The 23,993-nt window shown below is 30.5% G+C and carries 22 protein-coding genes, 1 other RNA gene and 3 riboswitches; of the genes, 1 reads left to right on the top strand and 22 read right to left on the bottom strand.

Features of this window, described 5'->3' with window-relative positions; all coding sequences use genetic code 11:
• Positions 1–2: 2 nt before the first annotated feature.
• Genes ACSYT2_RS00930 through ACSYT2_RS00920 form a run of 3 tightly spaced genes read right to left on the bottom strand, consistent with a single transcriptional unit; the run spans position 3 to position 2,678 of the window.
• Positions 3–755, bottom strand: coding sequence for an aminotransferase class IV (locus tag ACSYT2_RS00930; protein WP_430857418.1), 753 nt, complete (start codon positions 753–755; stop codon positions 3–5).
• Complete coding sequence (gene pabB, locus ACSYT2_RS00925; protein ID WP_430857595.1) at positions 755–2,098, bottom strand: aminodeoxychorismate synthase component I; 1,344 nt, start codon at positions 2,096–2,098, stop codon at positions 755–757. Before pabB ends, ACSYT2_RS00930 begins: the two co-directional genes overlap by 1 nt.
• Complete coding sequence (locus tag ACSYT2_RS00920; RefSeq protein ID WP_430857419.1) at positions 2,094–2,678, bottom strand: anthranilate synthase component II; 585 nt, start codon at positions 2,676–2,678, stop codon at positions 2,094–2,096. Before ACSYT2_RS00920 ends, pabB begins: the two co-directional genes overlap by 5 nt.
• A 125-nt stretch (positions 2,679–2,803) precedes the next feature.
• Between ACSYT2_RS00920 and ACSYT2_RS00915 the strand changes: the two genes are divergently transcribed.
• The gene (locus ACSYT2_RS00915) at positions 2,804–3,631 is read left to right on the top strand and encodes a PHP domain-containing protein (RefSeq protein ID WP_430857420.1); all 828 of its coding nucleotides are present in this window, start codon (positions 2,804–2,806) and stop codon (positions 3,629–3,631) included.
• A gap of 62 nt (positions 3,632–3,693) precedes the next feature.
• Here ACSYT2_RS00915 and ACSYT2_RS00910 read toward each other — a convergent pair whose 3' ends face one another.
• The 19 genes from ACSYT2_RS00910 to metF form a co-directional block, all read right to left on the bottom strand.
• Positions 3,694–3,945 (bottom strand): phage holin family protein, encoded by a 252-nt coding sequence (locus tag ACSYT2_RS00910; RefSeq protein WP_438382821.1) that lies wholly within the window; start codon positions 3,943–3,945, stop codon positions 3,694–3,696.
• A 116-nt stretch (positions 3,946–4,061) separates the two neighbouring features.
• Positions 4,062–4,793, bottom strand: a complete 732-nt coding sequence (locus ACSYT2_RS00905; protein WP_438382820.1) for an ECF transporter S component — start codon at positions 4,791–4,793, stop codon at positions 4,062–4,064.
• Positions 4,775–6,445 (bottom strand): ABC transporter ATP-binding protein, encoded by a 1,671-nt coding sequence (locus tag ACSYT2_RS00900; RefSeq protein ID WP_438382818.1) that lies wholly within the window; start codon positions 6,443–6,445, stop codon positions 4,775–4,777. Before ACSYT2_RS00900 ends, ACSYT2_RS00905 begins: the two co-directional genes overlap by 19 nt.
• Positions 6,433–7,305 carry an energy-coupling factor transporter transmembrane component T gene (locus tag ACSYT2_RS00895; protein ID WP_438382816.1) on the bottom strand — a complete coding sequence of 291 codons (873 nt, stop codon included), beginning with the start codon at positions 7,303–7,305 and terminating at the stop codon, positions 6,433–6,435. The genes ACSYT2_RS00900 and ACSYT2_RS00895 overlap by 13 nt, the downstream gene beginning before the upstream one ends.
• Positions 7,306–7,327: 22 nt before the next feature.
• Positions 7,328–8,029: a DUF4430 domain-containing protein gene (locus tag ACSYT2_RS00890; protein ID WP_438382814.1), complete on the bottom strand. Its 702-nt coding sequence runs from the start codon at positions 8,027–8,029 to the stop codon at positions 7,328–7,330.
• Between the two features lie 2 nt (positions 8,030–8,031).
• Positions 8,032–9,591, bottom strand: coding sequence for a prenyltransferase/squalene oxidase repeat-containing protein (locus tag ACSYT2_RS00885; protein ID WP_438382813.1), 1,560 nt, complete (start codon positions 9,589–9,591; stop codon positions 8,032–8,034).
• A 135-nt stretch (positions 9,592–9,726) separates the two neighbouring features.
• Positions 9,727–9,906, bottom strand: a riboswitch (cobalamin riboswitch).
• A 42-nt stretch (positions 9,907–9,948) separates the two neighbouring features.
• Complete coding sequence (metE, locus tag ACSYT2_RS00880) at positions 9,949–12,249, bottom strand: 5-methyltetrahydropteroyltriglutamate--homocysteine S-methyltransferase (RefSeq protein ID WP_430857427.1); 2,301 nt, start codon at positions 12,247–12,249, stop codon at positions 9,949–9,951.
• A gap of 30 nt (positions 12,250–12,279) precedes the next feature.
• Positions 12,280–12,461, bottom strand: a riboswitch (cobalamin riboswitch).
• A 59-nt stretch (positions 12,462–12,520) separates the two neighbouring features.
• Positions 12,521–12,638: riboswitch (SAM riboswitch) on the bottom strand.
• Positions 12,639–12,753: 115 nt separating this feature from the next.
• The gene (locus ACSYT2_RS00875) at positions 12,754–14,139 is read right to left on the bottom strand and encodes an aminopeptidase (RefSeq protein ID WP_430857428.1); all 1,386 of its coding nucleotides are present in this window, start codon (positions 14,137–14,139) and stop codon (positions 12,754–12,756) included.
• A gap of 286 nt (positions 14,140–14,425) precedes the next feature.
• Positions 14,426–15,337, bottom strand: coding sequence for an HPr(Ser) kinase/phosphatase (gene hprK / locus ACSYT2_RS00870; RefSeq protein ID WP_430857429.1), 912 nt, complete (start codon positions 15,335–15,337; stop codon positions 14,426–14,428).
• A gap of 13 nt (positions 15,338–15,350) precedes the next feature.
• Positions 15,351–15,542, bottom strand: a complete 192-nt coding sequence (locus ACSYT2_RS00865; RefSeq protein ID WP_430857430.1) for a DUF896 domain-containing protein — start codon at positions 15,540–15,542, stop codon at positions 15,351–15,353.
• 599 nt (positions 15,543–16,141) lie between these two features.
• A non-coding RNA gene (gene ssrS / locus ACSYT2_RS00860) (6S RNA) lies at positions 16,142–16,329 on the bottom strand.
• Between the two features lie 50 nt (positions 16,330–16,379).
• Entirely contained in the window at positions 16,380–16,775 is a 396-nt protein-coding gene (locus tag ACSYT2_RS00855; RefSeq protein WP_430857431.1) for a hypothetical protein, read from the bottom strand.
• A 12-nt stretch (positions 16,776–16,787) separates the two neighbouring features.
• On the bottom strand, positions 16,788–17,033 hold the full coding sequence (locus tag ACSYT2_RS00850; protein ID WP_430857432.1) for a DUF1292 domain-containing protein: 246 nt from the start codon (positions 17,031–17,033) through the stop codon (positions 16,788–16,790).
• Between the two features lie 249 nt (positions 17,034–17,282).
• The gene (locus tag ACSYT2_RS00845; protein ID WP_430857433.1) at positions 17,283–18,461 is read right to left on the bottom strand and encodes an FprA family A-type flavoprotein; all 1,179 of its coding nucleotides are present in this window, start codon (positions 18,459–18,461) and stop codon (positions 17,283–17,285) included.
• Between the two features lie 119 nt (positions 18,462–18,580).
• The gene (gene helD, locus ACSYT2_RS00840) at positions 18,581–20,869 is read right to left on the bottom strand and encodes an RNA polymerase recycling motor HelD (RefSeq protein ID WP_430857434.1); all 2,289 of its coding nucleotides are present in this window, start codon (positions 20,867–20,869) and stop codon (positions 18,581–18,583) included.
• Positions 20,870–21,049: 180 nt separating this feature from the next.
• Complete coding sequence (locus tag ACSYT2_RS00835) at positions 21,050–21,577, bottom strand: ECF transporter S component (protein WP_430857435.1); 528 nt, start codon at positions 21,575–21,577, stop codon at positions 21,050–21,052.
• A 147-nt stretch (positions 21,578–21,724) separates the two neighbouring features.
• A complete protein-coding gene (locus ACSYT2_RS00830) occupies positions 21,725–22,603 on the bottom strand; it encodes a homocysteine S-methyltransferase family protein (protein ID WP_430857436.1) in 879 nt (292 codons plus the stop codon).
• 3 nt (positions 22,604–22,606) lie between these two features.
• A complete protein-coding gene (locus ACSYT2_RS00825) occupies positions 22,607–23,062 on the bottom strand; it encodes an S-ribosylhomocysteine lyase (RefSeq protein ID WP_430857596.1) in 456 nt (151 codons plus the stop codon).
• Positions 23,063–23,073: 11 nt separating this feature from the next.
• Positions 23,074–23,961, bottom strand: a complete 888-nt coding sequence (metF, locus tag ACSYT2_RS00820) for a methylenetetrahydrofolate reductase [NAD(P)H] (RefSeq protein WP_438382810.1) — start codon at positions 23,959–23,961, stop codon at positions 23,074–23,076.
• Positions 23,962–23,993 lie beyond the last annotated feature (32 nt).

The following is a 23,993-nucleotide window of genomic DNA, read 5'->3' as shown; positions in this document are numbered from 1 at the left end:
ATCTATATTCCTCCCACCTGTATCCTATCATCTTCATACTTATTTCTTACGCTACTTGTTATTATATCTTTGCTATATATAAACTTATCTATTAGTTTTACAGGCATAACTCCCATTAAACTATTAGTAATAAAAACTTCATCAGCTTCCTCTAATTCTTTTAAAGTAATATTCTTTTCATGAACCTTACAATTCTCTACAATCCATTTTCTTATTATACCACTTAATAAGCCATCATTAATTCTTGGTGTGGAAATTATTCCATCCCTTACAATGAATATATTAGCACAGCTTGTTTCTGTTACATATCCTTTTTCATTTAAAAATAATACATCTCCATAGCCACGGTGCTTTGCTACTTCTTTTTCTAATATATTTTCTATATATCCTGTAGATTTAACATAGCAAAGTCTTGATGTGCTATTTCTTCTAACCTTCGAAATTGTTAATGTTACTCCTTTTATATAATCCTCTTCCTTATAAGGAATATCTCTTGTTGTTATTATAATGTTTAAAGGAGTTACAGTAATCTTTACTGCCTTATTCTGTATACTTAGCCCCTCTAAATAGGATAGTAATTTTACCTCCTCTAGTTCTTGTAAGCCTAATATAGACATTCCTTTTTTTAGTCTATCTATATGCTCATCTAAAAAAATAGGCTTATTTAGCCAAAGAATAGTTTCAAATACTCCCCTAGCAAAGAAAGCTCCCTCATCAAGCAAAATTTCTTCACTTTTATAACATATTCTTCTCATTATAACACCCTCATTAAAGCTTTCGCCTTATCTATAGTTTCAAACCACTCATCTTCTTCTATAGAGTCCCAGGTAATACCCCCTCCAACTCCAAAGTAAGCCTTATTATCCTTTTTAACTATAGTTCTTATAACAATATTAAAGTCGCAATTTCCTCTTAAATCAAAGTATCCAATTGCCCCAGTATATAAATTCCTCTTAAGACCTTCTAGTTCCTCTATTATCTCCATGGCTCTTATCTTAGGCGCTCCAGTAATAGATCCTCCTGGGAAGCATTCCTTCATGCACTTAACTGCTGATACACCTTCTTCAAGTTTTCCTTGTATATCTGATACCAAATGAAAAACAGTTGCATATTCCTCTATCTTAAATAACTCAGTTACTTTAACTGAAAAAGCCTTACATACCTTACTTAAATCATTTCTCTCTAAATCTACAATCATTAAAAGCTCTGATTTATCCTTTTCTGAATTAAGTAATGCTTCCTTATTTATTAAGTCTTCTTCCTTATTACTACCTCTTGGTCTAGTACCTTTTATAGGCCTTGTATGCACTACCCCATCCTCTATAGATAAAAATCTTTCTGGTGATGAGCTTATTACTTGAAAGTCTTCAAAGTTCATATATGCTGAAAATGGAGCCTTATTTATAGCTCTTAATTTCTCATATATGTCAAAGGATTCTTCAGTGTTATTACACCATATCCTTCTTGTCATATTAGCTATATATACATCTCCACTTCTTATATAATCCTTTAATTTAGTTATAGCTTTTTCATATTCATCCTTGCAGAAGTTTGAATAAAACTTGTTGTTACCTTGCCCAACCATTACTTCTGCATATTCCCTATACTCTAAAAGCTTGTCTTCAATCATTTTAATACTATCCTTAATTATTCCAATAGCAGATATATAAGTTTTTCTATTTTCTAAATCAAATATTATAATATTCTCATAAACCATAAAGATACTATCTGGTATTATAAAATCTTCTTTTGAAGTATTAGGTAAATCCTCAATAATTCTTCCTATATCATAAGAAAAATATCCTATTGCCCCACCTATAAAAGGTAGCTCTGATTTTATATCAATCTTATACTTATTAATAAGATTATCTAAAACCTGAAATGGATCATTATCATCTATCTTTTCACCATTTAAATAACTTACTTTACCTTCGGATTTAAACTTACATATTGGATTTATCCCTATAAAAGAATATTTAGATAACTCCTTATCTTCCTTTGAACTATCTAAAAATATAGTATCAACCTCATCTTTAAACAGTCTATAAGTATCTAAAGGTTCATAATACCTCTCTAGCTCTTTTAATCTAAAATTAATCATTCCTAAACCTCTTACACTCTACAATGAAATTTTTAAGTAGCTTGTGCCCCTCTTCTGTTAGCTCAGCCTCCGGGTGAAATTGCACTCCATATATTGGATAATATTTATGTTTTATTCCCATAATAACACCATCTTCTGTTTCTGCTGTTATCTCGATATCCTCTGGTAATCTTTCCTTAGAAATAACTAAAGAATGATATCTAGTAACCCTCAAGGGATTTTTTACTTCATTAAATATACCCTCTTTATTATGTATTATGTAACTTAACTTTCCATGAACAGGCTCTATACCCTTTTCTATTTGTCCACCAAAGTAATGTCCAATGCATTGGTGTCCTAAACATATCCCAAGTATGGGTATCTTCCCTTTAAATCTATCAAGTATATCTAGACATAGCCCTGCTTCCTTTGGATTCTTAGGGCCAGGTGAAATTACTATTCCTGAATACTTCTCTTCATCTATATTATCTAAAGATATTTTATCATTTCTATAAACCACCATATCTTCATCTAGCTCTTTAAAATACCTAACTAAATTATAAACAAAGGAATCATAGTTATCTATCATTAGTAACATGTTGTCCTCCTCAGTATATCTGTTGTAGCTTATTACAAACTATAGTAAAATACTTATAACAATGTAAATTATAACATAGCTTTTAAATATAAAAAATATGTATAAGGAAAGGAGCTGACTACATAATGATAAAAACAGATTTTCATACACATACCACCTCATCTGATGGAATACTATCTCCAAAAGAAATGGTTCAAAGAGCATTTCATAATGATGTTAAGTACTTAGCAATAACTGATCATGATACTATCTCTGGATTAGAAGAAGCCCTGGATGAGGCTAAAAAGTTAAATATCAAACTAATTCCTGGTGTTGAGTTATCAACTAATCATAATAAAGAAAGTATTCACATATTAGGATTCTTTAAAGACGATAGCTATAAAAATCCTGAATTCACTGAATATCTACAAACACTAAAGGACAAAAGAAAGATTAGAGCTGAGAGAATGGTTGAAAAACTTAAAGAAGTTTTCAATATAGAAATCAGTATAGAAAATGTTCTTAATCGTGGTAAAGATGTTGTAGCAAGACCTCATATAGCTCAAGAAATTATAAGTGCTGGCTATCCCTATGAAACAGAATATATATTTCAAAATTTTATAGGAAAAGACTGTCCCGCATTTGTTCCTACAAATAAACTTAGTACAGAAGATGGAGTTAAACTTTTAAAAAAGTACAATGCTTCAGTTTTCTTAGCCCATCCTATCTTCATAAAAAAATCTCCACTAGAAGATTTTTTAACTATGGACTTTGATGGTATTGAGGCTATATACTTTCAAAATACTAAGGAAGAGGAAGATGCATTAATAAACTTTGCTATAGAAAATAACTTATTAGTTAGTGGTGGTTCAGATTGTCATGGAGATCTAGTGGGTGATTTAAGACATGGTGATATAGGTTGTATGACTATGCCTGAAGATTTCATGGATAACATATTAAATAATATTCTTTAAAAAATGAGAGAAGCAAATTAAATTGCTTCTCTTTTTTTTATTAATCTTTAGACTATTGACTTCTACTGTTCTATTTTGTCTTTTCCTTCTGTTTCTTCAAGCTGTGGTTCTTCTTTCTTGTCATCTCCAAACCACTTTGAATTTGTCGTAGGGTTACTTATAATACCTGCCATAACAAGTATTGAAAGTATTGCTTGGGTTATCTCTTCATAATTTGCTGGTAATATATTAATCCCTAACCCATTGAGTATCAAGGGAATTAAAGCAGCTATAGAAACCCAAAGTCCATAGTTTTTAAAACGAGAATTTTCCATTAAAATCCCCCCTTTTATCCTACTTTATTATATGTACCTTATTTAAACTATGTTACCCATTTTATTCCATAAATAATAATAGCTCTTACGCAATTTTCATCACATAAGAACTCTTATCATTCAATCAATCCATATTTTATTTTGATTCTATCTAACTTCTCTATCATTGGATCTGCTATAAAAAATAAAAATACAACAGTTGATATTGCATGGATAATATCAAACCAAAATCCTGAAATATATATAGCTAAAATCCCTTCTAATGTAATTTTACTTGTTGCCATAAATAAGGAGCCTAAATTAATTATTCCTCCATATATAAGTAATGTACTAATTCCTCCATAAATACATAAAGATATTCTTTTCTTTTTTAATCTACCCTTTTGAAATAATATCCCTGCAATGAATCCTATTATCCCAAAACAAAACATTTGCCATGGTGTCCAAGGTCCTTGACCAAAGAAGAAATTTGATACAAATCCTGATATTGCCCCTGTTAAAAAACCTGCTTCTGCCCCAAAGCAAACTCCAGCAATAATTACTACAGCTACTACTGGCTTAAATTGAGGTATAGCAAAAAATGCCATTCTCCCAGCCACTGCTATAGCTGATAATACTGCTATAATTATAAGTTCTCTAGCCTTAGGTTTTCTCTTTTCAAATACCATAAAAAATGGAACCATTGTGTATATTATTATGAGTATACTAATAAAATAATATTTTCTATCCTCTAAAACAAAAATACCAAAAAGAATAGTTAATGGTATTAATAATAAGATAATAATTGCTGATAAAATAGTTCTTTTCTTTAAATTATTAGGGCTTTCATCTACATATTCATTTTGCATAGCTTTATCACATCCTCACAGGTTACTGCATCCTTAAATATATGTCTACTCATTTTATTTGCAGAAGTGGTATAGAAATTATTTCCACCAAAGAATTTCTTAGGCTCACTACTTGTAACTATATTCCCATTAAAGAACATTCCACAAGTATCTGAATACATAGCTGCAAATTCTATATCATGAGTTACCATAATAATTGTAACCCCAGATTCTTTTAGTTTATTAATTATACTTCCAAGCTTCATCTTGTAATGATTATCTATTCCCTTTGTAGGTTCATCAAGTAATATTATCTGTGGATTTAATAGTAGAATTTTAGCAAGGGCAGCCTTCTGCTGCTCTCCACCACTTAAATCATATGGATGCATAGATAGTAATCCTTCAATATCAACAAGCCTTGCAACTTCAATTACTCTATCCTCTTTTTCCTTTTCACTTATATCTGAATAAAATAATACTTCCATTAAATCTAGCTTTATAGTCTTTTTCACAAATAGTGATTGTGGGTTCTGAGGTAATACCCCCAAATTATTATTGAATAATTCCTTAGTTGAATACTTATTTATTTCTTTACCCTTTATAAACACCTTCCCCCTATAGGCTTTGTTTATACCGCTTATAATAGAAAGTGTTGTGGTTTTACCTGTACCATTTCCCCCTACTATAGAATATACTTCCCCCTTATATACATTCAGAGAAAGATTCTTTAAAATATCTGATGAATTCTTACCGTACTTAAACCAAATATCTTTGAGGCGTATTATAGGTTCTCCTTCTTTTTTTCTATCCTTTTGAGGTTCATATTCACTTCTAATATTCTCTTTCTTTATTATCTTATTAAGCCAACCTCTGCCATCCCTAACTGTTATAGGGCACTTTAGCTTACTATCTAATCCCAAGTATACCTTCATTGGTGTTGGTAGTGAAGTAAACATATCATTCTTTACTTTACTAAGTTCTTCTCCTACATTTTCTGGGGAGTCATCTACTATAACTCTTCCCTCTTCCATTACAATAATTCTATCAGCCATAGGAAATACTTCCTCTAATCTATGTTCTGTCATAACTATAGTAATTCCAAGGTCCATATTTATCTTTTTTATTGTCTCTAAAAACTCTGATGCTGCAATAGGGTCTAATTGGGATGTTGGCTCATCTAAAATTAATATCTTAGGGTTCATAGCCATGATAGATGCTAAATTTAATAACTGTTTTTGACCACCAGATAATTCAGTAACATCCTTTAAGAACCACTCTTGAATTCCAAAATAACTAGTCATTTCAGCCACTCTTAATCTAATAGTTTCATTATCATAACCTAAACTTTCTAATCCAAAAGCTACTTCATGCCATACTTTATCTGTAACAATCTGATTATCTGGATTCTGTAAAACAAATCCTATTTCCCCTGCTTGTGTTCTTTGATTAACTTGATTTAAATCTACACCTTCATACTTTATATCCCCAGTCAGAGTTCCATGTGGTGTTAATGTAGTCTTTAAATGTCTTAGTAATGTACTTTTGCCACAACCTGACTTTCCACATATAACTAAGAAATCTCCATTTTCTATAGATAGATTAATATTATCTAGTGCTTTCTTTTCCTTTAATGGATATGTAAAATTTAGTTCTTCTATTTTTATAATCTCCATCTTATTTCCTCCAAAAGATCTAATATGATAGGTAGTATAGATAGTAAAAAATATGCTGTATACACAATAATGCTCATAGTAGTAACTTGTCCCACTTTAATCTGAGGATAGTAAATCATACTATTTTCCCCAAGTGCAGATCCAAATATAATTATCCCAATTAAAGATAATATAATTACTAGTACTGATTTATCCCTCTTATCAAAGTGATATAGGGAGAAACTAGTTCTCCCCCTCAATCCATATCCCCTTGATTTCATAGAATCAGCTGTATCTATTGCATTTTCCAATGCCCAAGTAACTAAAATAGATACTATCTCTACTCCATTCCTAGCCCTTTGAAATATATTACCTTCACTTACATCTCTTCCAATACATCTTTGACCCTTAGATATTTCTTTAATCTGTGCCTTAAACTTAGGCACAAACCTTAATACCATTGAAAAAATCAAAGAAGTAGAAGGTATGATTCTCCCAAACAGGTATATAAACTTATCTGATGTCATAATTTCATTATAACAACTGAACCAAATTATAACTGATATAAACATAACTGATGAAGCCATTCCATATACAATTGATTCTAGAGTTATTGGATTATCATTAATATAAAGTAATATTGTTGCTCCTTGATGATTAAGTAACATATTAATTAATGCTACTATTATAAGGGTAGGTATCATATATAAAATATTAAACTTTAATGCTCTTAAGCCTTTTAATCTAATTGAATATACTATGGAGGCAATTAGGGATATTACAAGGAAAATTGGATGCATAAAGAACATAGTAAAAAGTATTACTGCAATAAAGTAAATGAAGTTTATTATTGGATGATATGTTGAAAATGTATCTTTCATGTCCTATTCTCCTTTCTTATTTTTATTGTCCTCCGCCTATGTCTTTTCCTAAATCACAGGTATATTTAATCTCAACCACATCTCCAGCATTTAGCTTATACTCTCCTGCTCCATAGTTTGGAAACTTACCATTTACAGAGTACATCCAGCCACTTAATTCACCACAATCACGTTCATATATATTATTAACTCCTCTTATATATCCTGAATTGATATCTATATGAATTCTATTATAGCTAGCTACCCTTTTTAATAGATCTAATACTGTCTCTCCTTTTTTTATATCAACCTTTGTAGCTTTATATACAACTCCATCCTTTATATAATCTTTCTTACTACTATTTAGTTTGTCCATATTATTCAAGATGGTATCATAAGTAATTGAAAGAGTAACCTGCTCCTTAGTATCTTTTTCAACTAATACAGGAGGTTTACTACTAGTATTTTCTTCACCATTACTTGTACTTTTAGTTTCATTAGATGAAGATATTGTTTCATTTGATCTAACCTCATTATTAGAGGTTGTTTCTTCTTGTTTATTTTTAACCTCTTCATCAATATTTTCCTTATTCTCATCTTCTGCTATCTCTTCATTATTTTTTTCACTTAATATACTATTAGCTTCCTTATCTTCTGGAGTTTTAATTTCACATCCCCTTACTCCAACAATAATTGCTATAAGTAAGCAAATACAAAATGCTATACTCTTCCAATACTTCTTCATTTTTATTTAGCCTCTCTAGTACTCTTTTTTATACCTAATATTAAAACTATTCCACAGGTTAACATAATTAAAGCTAAATAAGTTATATTTGAATTATCTGATGTTTTTACTGCAGATGAATTTGATACTTCACCTTTATTTTCTGAAGTGTCTTTCTCTTTAACATCTTCAACTACAGGCTTTTCTAATTCATCAATCACAGCTTTAGCATTAAGAACATCTTCATAGTTATTTACATACTTCTTATCCTTATCACTTAGCTTGTCATATCTACTCATTATATCTAAAACATTTTTCTTATCCTGTATCGTAATATTTGATGGGTTAATTTTATTCCATATATCATTATTTAAAATATTTACTATATTATCTAATTCATCTATTCTAGCTTTTGAATTATTTAGCTTTTCTAATCCAATAACTTGTCTCTTATATTTTTCAGTTAAACTGCTATACTTTGCTAATAATCCATTTATTTCTTCTTTATTATCTAATGATAACTCTTCAAACTTTGGTAAATTTGATATTCCCATATTAGTATTAATTAATAATTCTTCATAATTAGCGTCTGTTACAACATCACTCATATCATATAAAGTGTTTTTACCATTTAACAATCTCTCATATGATGCTAATGTATAAAAAGCTTGTTCTGTGGTCATTTTATTGGGTTGTCCTGAGAATCCTGCTTTAAACATTCCATTACCATCATAGTAACTTAAAATAAAGTTTAGTAAATCTCCTTCTGCTTTAACAAATCCAACTTCTTCATTCTTAGCATCTAATCCTAAGGTATTTAATCCGATAAGTATTTGACATGTTCCTTCAACATTTCCATTTCCCCAAGCTATATATCCACCATTTACGTTTTGTTGATCAGACATAATCTTTTTAGCTCTGTCAATAGAAGCTTTAACTTCTGGTTTATCTATATACTTAGATAAAGCTTGCATTGCCATACCAGTAATATCTGCATCTGGAGTATCTCCCCCCCATATCTTTGAGAAATTAAAACCACCATTAGCTAATTCAAGGTCTAATATTGATTTTATAATTGATTCTCTTGTATTTACTGAATTAACTGGTTCTTTATAATTATTTGTATCTAAGGCTATTAATCCATAAACATATGCATTTATTCCTTGAGCTCCTAGATTCTCTCTTTGCCATATCATATTAATTAAGTCATGCCCTGCAACATTTGTTGGATCTTTTCCTATTGATGTTACTGCAATAACTATCTTTTCTAAATCAGTTACAGTTGCAAAAGGTTTTGTCTTCTTCATTTCTTCTAGAACCTGTGATTCAACCTTAGAGTAATATTCTTCAAAAATATTTTCTGAAACTTCCACTCCCGATCTAGCTAGTCCAACAATTGAAAAAGCTCCATCTTTAGCTGTCATTTCACTAACATTCTTTACTAAGTTTGTAGCAGTAGTATTCAATATTTCTTGTATGTTTACCCCTTCAGTAGCTGCCTTAGCCACATTTTGATTTGGTAGTGTAAATAACATTGATACTACAAATACCACTGCCATTACCTTTGATAATAATTTTTTCATTTTTCTCTCCTCCTTATTTGTGGAAGAAAATAAAAAAAGAGAGCCACTCGGCTCTCCCTATGCAGTATGCAAATAAACATAATAAAATAACTATGCGCCCTTCGCCCACCACATTTTATCTCCCGCCGAAATAAATTTGTGATATTAATATAGGCAGGTCTCCTGACTTAAAGCTTCAAACCTAATTTCTCATCTTCCCAAATAAATTTCAGTGATTTTTGAGATTTCGTAGCTTTTACAGTAGCGGGGGCTGTTGTGGATTCTAACCACATTCCCTATTAATGATAAGGTCAACCATATATTACTATATTTTATTATATTTGAAAATATCCTTTTGTCAATCACTATACTTATTTCCTAGTGCTTATACCCTAACTCTTCTCTAATTCTTTTTGTTACATTAACCATATTTCTTAAACTTTCTTGTGTTTCTTCTATTCCTCTTGTCTTAAGACCGCAATCTGGATTAATCCATACTTTGTTAATATCTAACTTGTTAATAATTATTTTTATAAGTTCCTCTATTTCCCCTTCTTTAGGTATCCTTGGTGAATGTATATCATATACTCCAGGTCCTATTTCAAGTTTGAAATCACTCTCTCTTAAAAAGTCTAATAATAAGAATGTTGATCTAGCTGCTTCTATAGAAATAACATCTACATCCATATATTCTATGGCTTTTACTATGTCACTAAATTCGCTATAGCACATATGTGTATGAATTGATGTAGAAGCTTTTACTCTAGAATTAGTTAGCCTAAAAGCTGGTATAGCCCAATCTAAATAATCTTTATTCCAATCATTCATTCTTATTGGTAGCTTTTCTCTTAATGCAGCCTCATCTATTTGTATTATCTTTATTCCGCTTTCTTCCAGGGCTAATACTTCATCACCTATTGCCACACCAATCTGGTATGCTATATTCTTCAAATCTAAATCTTCCCTTGGGAACGACCAATTTAAGATAGTAATTGGTCCTGTTAGCATCCCCTTAACTGGTTTATCAGTTAACCCTTGTGCATAATTACTCCACTTTACTGTCAGATCCCTACTTCTTTGTATATCTCCAAATATTATTGGTGGCTTTACACCTCTTGTTCCATATGATTGAACCCATCCATTGGAGGTAAATATAAATCCATCTAATAGCCTTCCAAAGTATTCAACCATATCTGTTCTTTCATATTCACCATGTACTAAGACGTCAATATTTATCTCCTCTTGGAATTCTACTATTTCCTTAATTTTTTCTTTTATTTTATCTTCATACTCTATTTCTGTAATTTCCCCACCTCTAAAGGCCTTTCTTGCTTTCTTTACATCTTCAGTTTGAGGGAAAGAGCCTATAGTAGTAGTTGGAAGAATCGGTAATTTAAGCTCTTTTTTTTGTCTTTCTCTTCTTTCCTCAAAGGATTCATTCCTCCTAAAATCTTCTTCTTTTAGTAAAGTAATTCTCTCCCTAATCTTTTCATTAAAGCATAAATGATTAAATTTTTTTCTTTGAATTATATTTCGATTATTTATAAATTTTATATTTTCTTTATAGTTTTTATCATTAATCAACTCTCTTAACTCATTAAGTTCCTCTAGTTTTTCCTCTGCAAAAGCTAATGTTTCTTTATACTCTTCTTCTAATAAGTTTTCTTTTTTAATAGTATAAGGTACATGAAGTAAAGAGCATGATGTTCCTAAGATTAATTTTTCTTCTGGTATATATCCTCTAAGTTCTTCTATTAAGGATATACTTTGTTCATAATTATTTCTCCATATATTTTTCCCATTTACTACACCAGCAATTAATAGTTTATCCTTTGGAAAACCATGATTCTTAATTAATTCAATGTTCTTGAATCCTTCTACAAAATCTAAAGCAATTCCATCAAACTTATGATTTAATAAATCTGTATAAATATCTCTCACATCTCCAAAGTAAGTTTGTAAGATTAATTTATAATTTCGCTCTTTTTCTAAAAGATTTGTGTATATATCATTAAATAATTTAATATCATCCTCTGTTAAATCTGTAACTAATATTGGTTCATCTATTTGTAAATATTCCAAACCTATCTCATTAAACTTAAACAGTATATTTTTATAGACTTCTACTAGCTTCTCTTTCCAGTCAGATATATTCTTATCACCTTTTATATTAACTAATTTTATAAATGTAAATGGTCCAATTATTGTTGGTTTACTTTTAATACCTAACTTATTAGCTTCTTTGAATAATTCAAAGGGTTTATCATCATTTATCTTTAACTCTGCATCTTCTTCTAGTTCTGGGACAATGTAATGATAATTTGTATTAAACCACTTCTTCATAGGCAATGCTTTAACATCCCTATTATTCTTTTGATATCCCCTAGCCATAGCAAAATATGTTTCAAGCTTAGTTTCTTTTAATCTCTTATACCTTTTAGGTATTACATTTAAAAGAAAAGCTGTATCTAGGAAATTATCATAAAAGGAAAAATCATTTGATGGTATGATATCTATTCCATTTTCTTTTTGAGTAATCCAATACTCTTCTCTTAATCTTTTTGCAATTTCTCGAAGTTCCCTTTCAGAAATACTTTCCTTAAAGTACTTCTCCACTGCAAATTTCAGTTCTCTTTGTACCCCTATTCTAGGATATCCAATAATAGTTGTTTTTGTCATTTTGACCCCTCCTTAATCTTCATCCCAAAGATTTATTTTTTATATAAGGCAGGTTTCCTGGCTTATCTTCATTCTACTTATCTTCCTTCCCATTATGATAACAGTGGATAATAGACTTTCGTCAGATATACAGTAGTGGGTGCTGCTCAAGATTTTAACTTGATTCCCTTTTACCTTTCTTTTATGAAAGCACCTTATATTATTTGATAAAAAAATAGTGCACTAGAGAATAAATCTCTAGTGCACGAATAAACATACTCTATGAATTACCCTCTCATCTACTAGCCTTTTACAGCTACAGGAATTAGCACCGTATATCCTTGTATATGAACAAAAATATTGGTTGCTGGGTTTCATAGGGCCAGTCCCTCCACCACTCTTGATAAGAACTTTTATTTTTTTATCTGAATAAACAATAACATCTCTGTATTTTTATGTCAATAGTTTCTAGGAATATTTTACAACAAAGAAAAGCAGACCACTTTATTTAGTCTGCTTTTTATACTATGCTTCTAAAAGGAATGCATAATATCCTCTCATAGTTTCATAAATATCAACCTTACTAGCTATTTCCCATGGAGCATGCATATTATGAAGAGCTACACCACAGTCAATTACTTCCATATTGTATTGTGCAAGGATATAAGCGATTGTTCCACCGCCTCCTTGATCTACCTTCCCAAGTTCAGCTGTTTGGAATGTAACATCATGCTTTTCCATAATTCTTCTAAGTTCTGCCATATATTCTGCATTAGCATCATTACAGCCAGACTTACCTCTAGCACCAGTGTACTTATTAAATACCATCCCCTTACCAAAGTAAGCTGAATTTTTCTTTTCCATAACTGATGGATAGTTTGGATCAAAAGCAGCACTTACATCTGATGATAACATCTTTGAATTCTTAAGGGCTCTTCTTAATTTTATTTCTGAGTAATCTCCTACTCTGTCCATAACTTCTGCAACAGTATTCTCAAAGAACTTAGATTCCATTCCAGTAGCTCCAACACTACCTATTTCTTCTTTATCAACTAACAGACATACACAGGTCTTATCTATCTTTTCTATATCTAATAAAGCCATAAGTGATGTATATGAACAAACTCTATCATCATGTCCATATGCCATAACCATACTTCTATCTATTCCGTAATCTCTAGCCTTTCCTGCTGGAACAATTTCTAACTCTGCTGATATGAAATCATCCTCTTCAAAATCATACTTTTCTTTTAATAGTCTAAGTATGTTAGCTTTAACTCTATTCTTTTCTTCACCTTTAAGAGGCATACTTCCTACAAGTACATTAAGATCTTCACCTTCTACAACCTTATTACCTTTTTTCTCTTGTTGTGTTTGTGCTAAGTGAACTAAAAGATCTGATACTCCAACTACAGGATCATTATCATCTTCCCCAATTACTACATCAATCTTAGTTCCATCCTTCTTAACTACTACACCATGAATAGCAAGTGGAAGTGTAACCCATTGATATTTTTTAATTCCACCATAGTAATGAGTATCTAATAAAGCTAAATCAGTGTCTTCATAAAGTGGATTTTGCTTTAAATCTAATCTAGGTGAATCTATATGTGCTCCTAATATCTTAAGCCCTTCTTCTAATGGCTTTTCTCCAATATGGAATAGTGCAATAGCTTTATCCATATTGTTAGCATAAACCTTATCTCCAGCATTAAGACTTTCACCATTTTTAATAACTTCCTCTAAATCTCTATATCCTTTAGCCTCAGCTATTCTAATTGTTTCCTTTACACATTCCCTCTCAGTTTTACAATCAGACATAAATTTCTTATATCCATCATTAAAAGCAAAAATCTTCTTTATTCCTTCTTCATCATACTTATCCCACGCATTAAAATCTTCTTTGTTCATAAATATAGCCTCCTTAGTGTATATAAATAGTTTATCCTATGCTAATCCCTTCTAATACATTCTTTCACAATAAATCAGTATTAGAAGGGATTAGTTATGGTTAAATCTAATTTTATCCTATTACTTTATCCCCTGGCACCCATTGCTAATACTCCCATCTTCTACAAGTGAGAGCTAATCACTGCCACCCGCCTGGACTGGCGCCCCTTGAGGGTATTGGTTTTTCTATGCTTCCGATGAAGTAATCATCCTTTTAAGAAAACTCCACCTGAAGCTAATAATCACTTTATCTATCGCTTACTGCACTTATTCTTCCTTCTATAATATCTACAGCTGATACATTAGACATTAATGAATGTCTATAATTAACTGCTGCTGCTTCAATTATAACAGCTATATTACGACCAGGTCTTACTGGAACCGTTAATTTTCTAACATCAACTCCTAATATATTCATATATTCATAGTTAATTCCTAACCTATCATAATCATTATCATCCTTCCAATGCTCAAAATGCATTACAAGTGTTACATTTTTTTGCTGTTCAACTGAACTTAGTCCATATAATGCTGAAACATCAATTATGCCTATTCCTCTTACTTCTAACATACCTATTGTTATATTAGGAGAAGAACCTATAAGCTCTCCATCTATTTCCTTTATATCTACAGCATCATCTGTCACTAGCCTATGACCTCTCTTAATAAGCTCTAGAGCTGTTTCACTCTTACCTATACCACTTTCACCAGTTATAAGTATACCAATACCGTAAACGTCTACTAAGACCCCATGCAAACGTGTTTCTGGTGCTAGCTTGTCTGATAGATACATTGTAATTTTACTTATAAGCTTAGTTGTTACTAGCTTACTTCTTAAAACCCAAACCTTTTTCTTCCTAGCAGCATTCATTAACTCCTCATGAGGTTCCAAATCTCTTGCAATAATTATGCAATTCATATCAAATGTAAAATACTTGTTTAACCTCTTTTTTCTAAGCTCACTTTGCATATCATCTAAAAAGCTCCATTCTGCTTTACCAATCACCTGAAGACGATCAGGTGTAAAATAATTATAAAAACCTGCTAGCTGTAATCCAGGTCTATTAATATCATTAACAGATATACTTACACCTTGGTTTCCTTCCATAAGGACTTCAAGATCAAAATCCTTTATTAGTTTATCAACTGTTACTGACAAATCCCATCACCCTTTATTTCTTATTTTTTAACTCAATACCCTCTAACTGACCTCTGAAATTACGCTTAACATTATCTATATATCTTCTTCTTAACTTTTGTTGAAGTTCTTTCTCTTTATCTGATAAGCCCTCTTCTTGGCTTTTTTTATAAAGCATATTTATATGTTCTACTACTTCTTCTATTTTCATTGCATCTACATCCATTGTAATATCTCCTTTGTTTATCTATAGTCTATTTTACTACTTTATTAGTCATTATATATCTTTAATTTATTTTACATATATTTTGGTATATTATCAACCTTTACATCCCTATAGATATTATTTTGTTTTTTAACTTATATATACTAGAGAATAAATTATTCGTCTTTTTTCCTTAGTTTATGTATATTTACCCTGTGAAATTTCGTTATTCACCTTTCTAATCACACAGTAATTTATCATTTTTACCAAATATTGTCACTTTTTGTGTTATGAAATATTTTTACATTTTATTATGAGATGTTATAATAGTCTTGTGAGAAAATTTACTTATTTTGTAAAATGAGGTGATGAAATTGAACATGAAAGATTTGTCAAAACAAATACGTAGAAGAAAAAGACTTATTAATTTTTTACTCCTTTTCCTTCCTCCTACTAATAAGTTTATGGTAGCTTTATCCCAAGATTTGGACAAGCATATATATAAGTATCAGCATCATCTATCTCGTAGATATGAACGAAAGCAACGAGTTTACAAATACGAGAAACTTAGTGCATAAATAAAAAATACCTCAATGTAAATTGAGGTATTTAAATACAATTTGTTTCCCAACATGCCGTTTGCTTATATATTCAGACCTGCGTCTCGCAGGTGGGTTAAGCTCATTCTATCTCAGCCATCTTCTGCCACAATGTGTAAATGAAGCCCGACATCCCTAGAAGCTGTTGCAAATCCCGTTTATGTTATGTAGGTTGAATATAGTAAGCTTGGCGCACATCTCAGGAATCTTATGACTTTATTATATCACATAAAAATCACAATGCAATAGAAATTAATCCCTATAAGTAATCGTTTAATATATCCTCTAAATCTACATCTTCTGAATCCATAGCTATCATTGCAACGAACTTCATATAGTCTGAATTGTTAGCATCCATTTCTACTGCTTTAAACTTTCCTTCTACTTCAAATTCTTCACTTAGCTCTTCTATAACTTCTTCTACTGTATCTTTTGCCACGTCATTAAGATATGATAAATACCAATCTCTATACCACTCATCGCTATCTTCATCTAGGTCACTTTCTTCATTAGCATAAGCTCTAGCCGCAGATAATTCCTCCTTATCGAAATCATAATAAAATTTAACTATTATACAATTATCTGTTGCTTTTAATTCTTCTATTTCTGATAATCCATTATCCTCTAAAAATTCTATTACTTCTGCAACCTTCATCTTTTTCACTCCTTAATATATAAGCTTTTTATATTCTTTATGAACGGCTATAAATTCTTTGTCATCTTCAACAAGATTATATTCTTCTTTACCATCTACATGATCAACTCTAAAAGCAAACATATCTTCACTTTCTTCTTCATCTAATGGTGCTAATAATAAATATTCTTGTTTCTCTAAAAATATTCTTGCAACTGCTTCAAAATCTACTTTATTTCCATCTTCATCTCTGAAAGACATTATTTCCTTTTCTTCCATGTCCTACACCTCATCTTTATTTAATTTATCTCATATAAGTTTCATAATTAATTATTAACCATTAATATACATAAGTAAACACCTTATTGAATCCTATATGTTTATTTACCTAAATATTATAATCTAGTTCTATATATTAAATCAAACAATAATATATTATATCGAAAAAAACATGTCCACATAATAATTTATCTAACTTTACTTATTAAAAGTATAAAGAGAAGCACTAGGCTTCCCTTTATATCTTTCTTATTGCATTAAGTTAATAAATTTTTGAATCATTTCATCTGCTTTTTTATAATCATCTTGTGAAGGTACAAATGTAAACTTAAGACCTTGCTCAACTACATGTAATTTTAAAGACTTCATTCTGTCAGTTAACATATTTACACCTTCTCCACTCCAACCAAATGAACCAAATGCCATAGCTGCTTTACCTCTATTAATTATAGGATTTACTAAAGATAATAAATCCCAAGCTGGCTTAACTGCATCTGCATTTATTGTTGGTGATCCAATCATAAATCCATTAGACATTTCTATTAAAGCTGCTGCTTCTTCTATTGGCATAGATGTTATCTCATGAACTCCTGCACTATATCCCTTTTCCTCTAACTTATTTGAAATATATTTAGCCATATCCTCTGTATTTCCATAAGCAGAAATATAGAATACCTCTACTCTATTAGGATCAACTGGTTCTTCTGTAGCCCACTCTCTATAAAGGTCAAGATATTTCTTTACATTATCACCTTCATGAACTGGTCCATGACTTGGTGCAATTATTTCTATATTAATATCCTTTATCTTATCTAGTCCTTTTAAAACATAAGGCTTGAATGGCCCCATAATACAATCAAAATAATATTTCATCTCAGCTAGATAATCATCTGCTCCAACATCTCTTATTGATCCCTCTGGACAATAATGGCACCCAGTAAAGTCACAAGTAAATAAGAAATTCTTTTCTTTAACATAAGTGAACATTGTATCTGGCCAATGTAGATTTGGTGCCTTTATAAATTTAAGTGTATTTTTTCCAATTGATAATTCATCTTCTGCTACAAGTCCTTTAAAAGGCTTATTTAATATATTCTTTAAATAATTTATAGCAGCCTTTGTTCCTACAACAGTTGCATTTGGGTAATCCTCTAATAACATTTTTATAGACCCACTGTGGTCTAATTCTGTGTGCTGTACTACTACGTAGTCAACTGATTTTTCTCCTATTACGTCAATTAATCTCTCTTTAAATTCATCATAAAATCCATTCTTACATATATCCACAACAACTACTTTTTCATCATTAATTACATATGAATTATAAGTAGTCCCTCTTTTTGTTTCCATTATTATATCAAAAACTCTTAATTCAGGGTCTTTAACACCAATCCAATATATATTGTCTTTTAAATTTATAGCTGACATTATAACTACCTCCTGATAATGATTCTCTTTTAGCAACTATTACATATTATACTCCAATTTACTAATTGACACAAGAATAACAATATCTATATTATATAAACATTTTATTAATTTCTTATCTATATAGTATTATCTTTAATTAACGATGTAATTCTATCTTTTTTAATAACATATTCATAATGTAATGCTCTAGTTAATGATACATATAATAATCTTTTATCTAATAAATTTTCACCATATACTTCTTCGCTAGGGTTAAAAATTATAGTACAGTCAAATTCCAATCCCTTTGTTAAATATGATGGTATTATTACTAGTTCCTCTCCTAAAGACTTTTCTTTTCCTTTAATTAATCCAAAGTTATATTTACTTTTCTTTTTAAGTAACTTATATAACCCCAAAGCTTCCTCACTTGTTCTTGTTATTATTGCTAGGCTATTTTTCCCCTTTTCCTTTATCTTGTGAATAATATTATCTATAACTTTTGGATATTCATCCTCACTATTAACTTCTAAAATTTCTGGTTTATCCCCATGCCTTAATACCGGCTTAGCATTTTTAAGACCTAACTCTTGAGCCTTTAATGCTCCCTCTGCAAAATCAATTATTTCTACTGTTGATCTATAACTTTGAGTTAATTGAATGTAAGTTGCATCTCCTTTAAACAAACCTTCAGTTATATCTTCCCACTTTTTAATTCCCTTATAATAATAAATCCCTTGAGCTAAGTCCCCAACTAATGTTAATGAATTTCCCTTGGATAATTTATTTACAAGATATATCTGAAAAGGACTGTAATCCTGAACTTCATCTACTACAATATGCTGGAATTTTTCACTTTCCTCTATACCCTCAAGCAACACCCTAATATATAAGAGCGGGGCTAAATCATCTTCATCAATTATCTTATTTTCAAAATTCTTATTAAATTCTTCCTTCATATACTTTGCTAATTCTTCTGGAATTTTATCATCAGTAGCTATACTAAATAGTTCTTCATCATTAAAGAAGTTATAATATACATCCTTTGAATCTATTCCTCTCCAATTCTTAAAATATCCATTGAATTCTTTTTTCGAATTCTTTTTAATATTTTCTTTTATGGCATCTCTTTCTTCATAAACCTTAATAAGTTTCCCTCTTCTTTCATCACTATCACCAAGTTCATTCTTGATCTCTCTTATTTTCAAATCCCATTCTTTATCTATTTTAGCTAAAATAATCTCTATCTTTTCTTTTATTTTTAAATTTAAATATCTTTTTATTTCATCTTTTCTTTTATTTATAGGATATGACTTTAAGTCCTTTAAGTATAATCTTTTTATTTCCTTATTGCTAAATAATACTTGATTTCCAACCATAATATCTTTAATATCTAAGGCTCTACTTTCAACAAGTGCTATATACCTATCTATCATAACTTTATAAATAAGAGTACCCTTAATTTTACTTGAATTTACTATTAATTTTCTTTTTTCTTCCTCCTTTTCTTCCATTATCTCCTTAAGCTTCTCATCCTTATCGTATATCCTCCCTTTAGCTTTTATTTTAGATATAGCTAATTCTTCGAAGGTACTTTGCTTAACCTCCGCCGCTCCTAAACTTGGTAAAATATCCGAAATATAATCTAGGAATAATTCATTAGGTGCTAACACTAAAATCTCTTCTCCATTCATATTTTCTCTATACCTATATATTAAATACGCTAACCTATGAAGAGCTATTGTTGTCTTTCCAGATCCTGCCGATCCTTGAACTATTATTGGTAGATTTTTAGGCCATCTTATAATTTCATTTTGTTCTTTTTGAATAGTTGCAACAACTTCCTTTAATTTCTTTCCTCTATTTTCTTCAAGATTTACTTTTAAAAATTCATCAACTAATTCTTGGCCTTCTTCCCCATTTATCATTAATTCATTTATACCTTCATCAAATAACTCTTTTATGTCACCATCATTAAAAAGAAACTTTCTTTTAAGTTGAAGTTCTCCTTCAATAATTCCACCAGGTGATTTGTAATATGCCTCTCCACCAGTACCACTATAATAAAGGTCTGCTACAGGTGCTCTCCAGTCTACTACAACTTCATCTCCAGTTTCTGTACTACTAATTCCCTTTTTCCCAATATATAAACTTTCTCCTAGACCTCTATATTCTCTAAAATCCACTCTTCCAAAGTAAGGTGCATCTAAAGCTTCTTCATAATCACCTATATCCTTAGCTAATACTTCATATATCTTCTCTACATTTTCTTTTTCCTGGCTATAGCTACCTTTAGATTCTTTTCTTAGCTCTTTAACCTTACTCTCTATACTATTAATATTTTCTTCCTTATTCTTAAGTTCCTCTTTAATTAATTTTCTTTTCTTATGTAAAATTTCTCTTTCTTCTTTTAACTTTACTTCCATTTTATACCTCTATGTTTTCTTGATATCTTTCTATTATAAACTTAATATCATTTAATATAAAGGATTAGACAAATTAATCAATACTATATACAAGGTTTTATTTTTATATATTTTAAATAAAAAAAATAGATTCTTATATTCTTCTAGCCTATTAAACCAGAAAGATATAAGAATCTGTTTTTATGCTGCTTCTTTAAATTCACCAAAAGTATCATAAATATTATTTCTCTTAGCCTTTGCTACAGCTTTTGTTATTGCATAAGCAATTACACTGTCTATAAAGTGATGTATCATCCCACATATAAACATTACTACAAGTAGTTGATATAAATCAAATCCCACAAAAGGTATTACTACAATTGCCTCAGCTAGTCCATGTATTGGTGCTGTAATTATTGCTGCCTTCCTATAATTTCTACTCTTTAATATTATCTTAGCTCCAACATATCCTACTAGTATATGAGTAAGCGCCCTAAAGACAATTGGCATAGGCATTCCTGCAAATAAAAAACCAATTCCTGATCCTACTCCAACTACTATTGCAACCATTGGTGAAATAAGCATAGCCATGAACATAGGTACATGTGATGCTAGTGTTGCACTAAATGGTGGCAGATAAACCTTTAAAAATCCAAATTGAATTGGAATTATTATTGCTAATGCAGAAAGTAATGCTGCATAAATCATCTGTTTAGTTTTATTATTCATATTATAGCCCCCTTCTACTGTATATACACTAGTATATCATCTGCATTTCCGTATGTAAACCCAAAATAATATTTACATAACAAAAAAAAGCTAACATTTATTTTAAATGTTAGCTTCGGCTTATATTCATAAATTTGTAATTCACATCTATATAGTCTTTAATTTATTATTTTCAACTATTCTTCTAAGTTCTTTAATAAATTCTGGTGTAGTTCCACAGCAACCACCTATTATACTAACGCCTTCTCCAACTAATTCATTTGCCAAATAAGAAAACTCTTTAGCTGTTATCTCATAAATTGCTTTTCCTTTTGATAATGTTGGTATACCAGCATTAGGCTGAATTATAATTGGTAAATTAGTGACTGCTTTTATCCTCTTAACCATAGGCAGTAGATACTCTTTACCATAAACGCAGTTTATACCTATTGCATCTGCACCTAGTTCCCCTAGTTCTTTTGCCATCCTTTCAGGTGTATCTCCTGCCAAAGTATTTCCAGTTTTATCAAAATGCATCGTACAAAACACAGGTAACTTTGTGTTTTCTTTTGCTGCCTTTAAAGCTACTTTTGCTTCATTAAGGTCCGTCATTGTTTCTATAAGTATTAAACCTGCTCCTGATTTTTCTCCTTGAATAACTTGCCTCTTAAATATTTCGTATGCTCTATAAATACTTAAATTCCCCTTCGGTTCTAATAACTCCCTTATAGGCCCAATATCAAGAGCTATATGAATACTCCTATGGCCTATTGCATCCTTAGCAATATTTAAAGCTGTATCAATTATTTCTTCTACGCTGTATCCTATATCCTTAATATTTAATTCATTTGCTCCAAAAGTATTAGTGGTTATTACCATAGCACCACTTTTTATATACTCTTCATGAATTTCCCTAATGATATGAGGTTTTTCTATATTAAATCTTTCTAAACCTTCACTCCAACTTAATCCATTCTTAAGTAGCATTGTCCCCATAGCCCCATCGAAAATGAGTATATTATCTTTTGTAAATTCTATATCATTCATAAATTATTCTCCAAATATATTTAAAGAAAATCCTCTATCTAATGCTTCTTTAGCATATTCCTTAGCACCAAATAAAGATAAGTCTCTATAGTTTCCACATTGTATCTCATTTGCTGCTGGTATTTCGGTTGCCTTTAAAACCTCTGCTAAAGCCTCCTCTAAGGCCTCCTTTATTTCAGAAGGATCCCTATCTCCCCATATACTTAAATAGAATCCTGTTCTACATCCCATTGGTGATAAGTCTATTATCCCTTCTAGGCTATCTCTTAATGTATGAGCTAGTAAATGTTCTAATCCATGCATTGCTGCAGTACCAAATGCCTCTTTATTAGGTTGAAGAAATCTTATATCAAATTTAGTTACTTGATCTCCATTTTTTCCATCTAATAAACAACATTTTCTTATATATGGCGCCTTTACTTTTCTATGATCTAATTCAAAACTTTCTACTTTTTCCATCATAACTCCTCCTAAACTAGTTCAATTTTATTTACTGAGGTAATAATACTCTCAATACTTCCACTTATCTTTCTTGCTAAATATGGATTATTCATTACATATAAATGTATTCCATCAACTCCTGTTGAAATAAGGTCAACTATTTGCTCTACTGCGTAAGCTATTCCTGCATCTCTTAGTGCCTCTGGATTATGTTCGTATCTTTCCATTATTCTCTTAAATTTCTCTGGAAGGGATGCTCCACTTAATGCCACCATTCTCTCTATTTGCTTTTTATTAGTTACTGGCATAATACCTGCTTCAATTGGTGCTTTAATATTTGCAGCACAAACCTTATCTTGAAAATCATAGTATAAATTGTTATCGAAAAATAGCTGAGATATGAAATAAGATGCCCCTGCTTCTTCTTTCCTCTTCATATTTTCGATTTCTGCCACCAATCCTTTAACTTCAGTATGCCCTTCTGGATAGCAAGCTGCTGCTATATTGAAATTCCCCTTACTTTGTATATACTTGATTAAATCAGTTGCATAATTAAGGTCACCTTTGATTCCACCTCCAAGAGGTAAATCTCCTCTTAATGCAAGGATATTTTGAATATTATTTGCTTCTAATTCCTTCAAATAATACTTTATCTCTTCTTTAGTTGAGCTAATACATGTTAAATGTGCTACTGCCTCAATCCCATATTTGTTTTTTACTAAAGATGATAATTCTGTAGTCTTATTATCCCTAATGCTACCACCAGCCCCATAAGTAACACTTATATAATCTGGACTTAATCCTTTTAATTCATCTAAGGTATTGTATATTGTTTCAATTGATGATGTTGCCTTTGGTGGAAATATTTCAAAGGAAAATACCACTTTCTTTTCTTGGAATAAATTCTTTATATTCATTTCTTTTGCCCCCTCTTTGCAATAAAAAAATG

This window comes from Clostridium zhoujianii, from assembly GCF_051590805.1.
Taxonomy (GTDB): Bacteria; Bacillota; Clostridia; order Clostridiales; family Clostridiaceae; genus Clostridium.
The sequence above is the reverse complement of the archived record's forward strand: the minus strand, read 5'-3'. Positions and strand labels throughout refer to the sequence as shown.